2 protein-coding genes and 1 pseudogene are annotated in these 1,947 nt (G+C 62.4%); all 3 read right to left on the reverse strand.

Features of this window, described 5'->3' with window-relative positions; translation table 11 throughout:
- Nucleotides 1-226 (reverse strand): annotated as a pseudogene (locus tag MOX02_RS31970) (hypothetical protein); the annotation flags it as partial.
- Nucleotides 227-702: 476 nt separating this feature from the next.
- Entirely contained in the window at nt 703-1,188 is a 486-nt protein-coding gene (gene hpf / locus MOX02_RS30340; protein ID WP_147029468.1) for a ribosome hibernation-promoting factor, HPF/YfiA family, read from the reverse strand.
- 301 nt (nt 1,189-1,489) lie between these two features.
- Nucleotides 1,490-1,947: hypothetical protein (locus MOX02_RS30345; RefSeq protein WP_244948464.1), on the reverse strand; the 458-nt coding region annotated here is incomplete at its 5' end.

Consider the following 1,947-nt stretch of genomic DNA (forward strand, 5'->3'; position numbering starts at 1 on the left):
CCGGGCGCGGGCGATACACCACCGGCCGTTCCACGACCACCTCCCGCACCACTCGGCGCGGTGGGGCAACGACCCGGCGCTCAACGATTGTTCGGCGTGTCACCACGGTCTCAGGTGCCTCGTAGCCATCGTAGCCGTACCCGCCGGCGCGGGCAGCCGTGGCGGGCAGAAGCGCCCCCGCTCCGAGCGCGAGGGCTCCAAAGGCAGCAAGTGCTGTTTTCCTCATCGTGTCACTCACCGTCAGGGATCAACACAGCCGCGCAGGGCGGCGCTCACTAACGACGACGGGTGGCATTTGGCTGAGGGTGCGTCGTCGTGTGCCGGCAAGTCGGCTGCGGGCATGTCGGCGCGCAGCTTCAACAACGTGGGCCGTTGCTGGGTCCGCTTTGGAGATGCCGCCCGTGCATGCTGGATGGCAGGAATGGGCGCTGTCAGAACGATCTGCTTCCCGAGGTGGGAGCTGACCTCACCTGCTGCCTCGAAGCCGAACTTGCAGGTGAAAAGAAAAAGGGGTGGGCGAAGGACGGGCAGATCTAACAGTGAGCCCGGCACCAAGCCATCCGGCCTGGTAGCGGACGGTTTCCCTCGGCGACGACCGTCGAAGCCGTCGCCAAGACATGATCCGCGGCAGCGGCCACGGCTTGGAGACGCCGGCCATGAGGAAAGAGTTTCTGCGCCGGCTGCTGCCTCGCTGCCCCGCAACTACTCGGCTGCGATCCGATATGGGCTGTCTTCGTCGAGCTCGACCGGCGCGGGCTCGCGCGAAACTTCCACCAAGTGCGTGATCGCGTGCACGGGCTGACGAACGGAAGAAGCCGCCTTGCGGCGGAGAATGGGCCTCTCAGCCAGGGCAATGTCCTTGTCGATTCGTGTTGCCTTGTCCTCCCGCAGCTCGCGCTTGGCTCTGCGAAGCTGCTTGGCGACCTTCTCCAGAGCGGACCTGAATGCGGCATAAGCGTCCTTGAGCTGCGCCTCCCCGCTCATCGTCTTCAGCGTACCAACCTGGATGGTGACCGTGCATTTGTACAGCGGACCTTCCCGGTTGAAGTGGACCGTACTGGACTCAAGGCGACCAAAGTACTTGCGTACGGTCTGAAGAATGCTCGCCCTGGCGTACTGAGGAAGCACATCGCCCAGATCCACATTCGAGCTCTGAACAAGAATGGAACGAGCTGCATTCTCAAGCATCACATCCTCCTTGGCGTGCCAGGTTGGTCAGGAAAGACAAGCTGGTGAGTGATCTTCCATGAGATCGCATGTGTAATAGCCTATCACCTATATTGCAAAGTTCGCCTGCCACTGCGGCTTCTCAGCCGGACTCAAGATTGAACTTGGTTAACTTTGGGAGCTTCGGTGCTTCATTTCAGCTAATCCAGCATTGTCGGCTCTCGTCCTCTGCAGCAAAGGTCATCTGCCTGTCCGGTCCTCGAGCAGGCTTGACTGGCACCTGCCTAATCACGAAGAAGACGTTCCGAGAGCGCCTCCTCGCTCAGGCGGCAAGCGCATCCACATCCTGCAGCAGGAGCGGAGCAGCCGCGGCCGGCGCAAACGGCTTTGGCCGCCACGTTTCGCTCAAGCTCAGAAGCGCCGCCTTCACGTCGTCGAGGCGAGAGGGCTCACCCTCGATCATGCCTTCCCCTGCCGCGATCTCCTTCAGGTGCTCGTCCCAGGCCCAACGTCGAAGGATCTCGCGCTTGCACTCTCGCATCAGGCGCGGATGTTCGAGCACATCCGCGGGGTTGCGGAAGACGGCAGCCGGATTGACGAAGGCACGCTCAAGATCCGGCAGCAGCCCTCGCTCAGCAGAGTGACAACCCTGGTCATCGGACTTGCGGACTGGAGCACTCAGTCCCCGCCGGAAAGTGGTCCGAGAGTGCCGACCCCATTGCCAAGGTGGGATTCGCTTCACCGGAGCTGCCTGCACAGGATCTGGCTCGACGGTGCAGT

This window comes from Methylobacterium oxalidis (assembly GCF_007992195.1).
Taxonomy (GTDB): Bacteria; Pseudomonadota; Alphaproteobacteria; order Rhizobiales; family Beijerinckiaceae; genus Methylobacterium; species Methylobacterium oxalidis.